This is a genomic window from Skermanella sp. (assembly GCF_059503625.1).
The window spans coordinates 1-3,153 of the sequence record NZ_JCACHA010000253.1 but is presented as its reverse complement, the minus strand read 5'-3'; the positions used below and the strand labels follow the sequence as shown (position 1 = coordinate 3,153).

Here is a 3,153-nt window from a genome sequence, read left to right as displayed (position 1 = left end):
TTTGATACTGTTGGTCACTTTCCGACATTAACCTCATGCGGCATTTGAGACCAAGGCGGTGAGTTTTGACTGTCGCGTTTGTGCGCGAAGGTTGCCCTGGAGCCATGCGTCGAGGCGGGCGAGGTTGATGGCTGCTGCGGTGAAGAGGTGCTGGAGGTGGGTTTTGGCGTGTCCAACATAACGGCAGCGGCGCAATCCGAAGCCTCGAATGCCCTGCGACAGAGTGCCTTCGATCCCGGCACGACAGGAATATCGTTTCTTCCAGCTTTCGCTTTTCTGCTCGACTCGCCGCGCCTGCAAGGCTTCATGCTCAGGTTGGCGGCGGACAACCAGGCTGCGGGGGCGGTTGCGCTTACCGGGAGGTGACGGCGTGCACAAGGGCCGGTTTGGGCAGGCGGCGCATGTCGCCGGAGCAAAAGTAATGTGAACCAGGGGAGTGCCCCGCTTGTCGCAGGTTTCCGACCAATCCCGGCTGGTCTGGCCGGCCGGGCAGTGGGCGACCCGGTCGGACCAGGCGATCGTGAAAGCACTGAGATCGAAGCCCTGTTCATTGTGAGCCCGCCAGCCATGATCCAGCGCGACCGGACCGAGCAGATCGATGGCATGATCAACCTGGCTCGCGACCAGCAGGGCGGCATCGACATAGCCGGCATCGACCACGTGGGTTTCCGGCAGCAATCCACGCGCGGCGAGAGCGCTCTGAACCGCTGCCGTCACCGCCCCGTCCGGCGTTCCCGCCGCAGTGGTCTGGACATCCGTGATCAGGTTCGGCCGATCCGCCTCGCAGGTTTCGGTCAAATGAACCTTGTAGCCGATCCAGCTGGTATCGCGCTTTTTGGCGTAGCGGGCGTCGGGATCATAGGGTGAGTGAAGGCGTTGGTTGACCGGCGGCTGGTCAACTGGGCGACGCCAGCGCACTTGGCCCTGGTCGTGATAGAATTGCTGGATCCAGATGATCCGCAGCCTCTCGACCGCGGGCAGCCGGCACAGCCAGAACCGCTGCCTTTCGGCGAAGAGGGCGGCCAGCAGGTCATGGCCATCGGCGCCAATCGCCTCGCCCAGAGCCTGGCGGGCAGCCTCGCCTTTGGGAAGACGGTACTGCTCGACCCGGGCGCCATAGCGCTCCGCCCAGTCCGGCCGGTTGTGCTCGATCAGCCACCGCGGAGCGGACGTCGCGATGGCGCTAAGTGCGGTCCGCATCGTCTCGCCGACCAGTTCCAGGTGGTTGAGGGTGCGGATTGCCGCCAGAACGTGAGTGGAGTCGGTGCGCTGCCTGCCGCGCGCCTTGACCAGGCCGCGCTCGCGCAGGTGCTCCAGCATGACCTCGAGCAGGTTCTGATCTTGTCCTCCGGCAAGCAGACGGCCTCTGAACTCACAGAGAACGGAGAAGTCGAAGCCCGCATCCTCAAGCTCCAGGCTCAAGGCGTACTTCAGGTCGATCCGACCGCGCACCGCCTCGGCCGCCTGCCGGTCGGACAGGTTTTCGAGGAACTGAAACACGGTGACCAGAGCCAGGCGCCAGGGTGCTATCGCCAGCTGACCGCGCGCATCATACAAGCTGGCGAACATCTGATCCTCATACAGAACCCCGATTTCATCGCGGATCCGCATCAACAGGTTGCCTTTGCGGAATGCCGCCCGGGCGATCCGGGCAGTTTCCTCGGGAACAGGCTCAATCGGCGATGGGCGCATCGACATTGCTTCCCTCCTTCAAGGGGTTCCATGTCTCAATACGCCGATCTCACCGAATGACCAACAGTATCAGCTTTGGCACATGGGCCAGGTCGTCCACCCGAGCTTCCTCGGCGGCGCGCAGCCGGTTTCGTCCTCCGCCACGACCGCGCCCGGCGGCGCTCACACCTACGCCGGCAAGCAGCCCTACACGGCGGCACGCGCTCTGCGCCGCGATGAGATCCCGGGCATTCTGAAGGACTTCCAGACAGCCGCCTGCAACGCGATGGAGGCCGGATTTGACGGCGTCCAGCTCCACGCCTCCAATGGCTACCTGATCGACCAGTTCCTGCGCGACAGCGCCAACTTTCGCGACGACGAGTATGGCGGCTCGATTGCCAACCGGGTCCGCTTTCTGCGCGAGGTGGCGCAGGCCGTATCGGGCGCGGTGGGCGCCGACCGGGTCGGCGTCCGCCTGTCGCCCAACGGCGAGACACAGGGCGTGCGCGACAGTGATCCCCTGCCTTTGTTCATTGCTGCGGCAGAGGAGCTATCCTCCATCGGGATCGCGCATCTGGAACTGCGGGAGCCGCCGCTCGACGGCACCTTCGGCGTCGGCTATTTGCCGCCGCTGGCGCCCTTGATCCGCGCCGCCTTCAGGGGACCGGTGCTGCTGAACTCCGATTTCGATGCGGCGCGGGCCCAGGCGGACCTGGACGCCGGCATCGGCGATGCCGTGACTTTCGGCCGTTTCTTCATCTCCAACCCCGACTTCCCGCGTCGTCTCGCCGAGGGCCTGCCGCTGGTCCCGGACGATCGCGAAACCTGGTTCACGCAGGGTGCCGAAGGTTACCTCGACTATCCCATAGCGAACCTTCCCGCTCGGCTGCAGAGCGCCTGAAGCGCCATTAGCGAAAGCACAGGACCATGACTCAGACCCTTTCGGGCAAGGTCGCCCTCGTCACCGGCGGTTCACGGGGCATCGGCGCCGCCGTCGTTCATCGGCTGGCCAAAAACGGCGCCGACATCGTATTCAGCTACGGCTCCTCCAAGGAGCAGGCCGACCAGGTGGTTCGGGAAGTCGAGGCCTGCGGCCGGCGTGCCGTCGCCATCAAGGCCGACCAGGCTGTCGCCTCGGAGGTCGAAGCCCTGGTGAAGGCAGCGCACGGAGCCTTTAACCGCCTCGATATCCTGGTCAATTCAGCAGGCGTGTTCGTGACCGGCTTTGCCGGCGATCCCGCCGCCGACCTGGTGGCCTTCGACCGGCAGCTGGACATCAACGTCAAGGGCGTGGTGAGCACCGTCCGAGCGGCCATTCCGTTGCTGAGCGACGGCGGCCGCATCGTGTCCGTCAGCACAGCCGGCGCCAGCCATCGCGCAGCCTTTCCCGGGATCGCGGACTATCTCGCCTCGAAGGCGGCGGTTGCGGCCTACAGTTGTGGCTGGGCACGCGACCTGGGGCCACGCAGGATCACGGTGAAC

3 protein-coding genes are annotated in these 3,153 nt (G+C 65.1%); 2 read left to right on the top strand and 1 reads right to left on the bottom strand.

All coding sequences use genetic code 11. The features are described 5' to 3' along the window. Positions 1-33: 33 nt before the first annotated feature. A complete protein-coding gene (locus tag AC5JJ6_RS06075; RefSeq protein ID WP_496041183.1) occupies positions 34-1,698 on the bottom strand; it encodes an IS1182 family transposase in 1,665 nt (554 codons plus the stop codon). 76 nt (positions 1,699-1,774) lie between these two features. Between AC5JJ6_RS06075 and AC5JJ6_RS06070 the strand changes: the two genes are divergently transcribed. Together AC5JJ6_RS06070 and AC5JJ6_RS06065 are read left to right on the top strand one after the other, a co-directional pair. Then, positions 1,775-2,572, top strand: coding sequence for an oxidoreductase (locus tag AC5JJ6_RS06070; RefSeq protein WP_496041182.1), 798 nt, complete (start codon positions 1,775-1,777; stop codon positions 2,570-2,572). A gap of 26 nt (positions 2,573-2,598) precedes the next feature. After that, a partial coding sequence (locus AC5JJ6_RS06065; protein WP_496041181.1) for an SDR family NAD(P)-dependent oxidoreductase occupies positions 2,599-3,153 on the top strand: 555 nt, incomplete at its 3' end.

Bases quoted from the DNA above. Each gene is read 5' to 3' on its own strand.
- AC5JJ6_RS06075 (WP_496041183.1), bottom strand. From the start codon at position 1,698: ATGTCGATGCGCCCATCGCCGATTGAGCCTGTTCCCGAGGAAACTGCC.
- AC5JJ6_RS06070 (WP_496041182.1), top strand. From the start codon at position 1,775: ATGGGCCAGGTCGTCCACCCGAGCTTCCTCGGCGGCGCGCAGCCGGTT.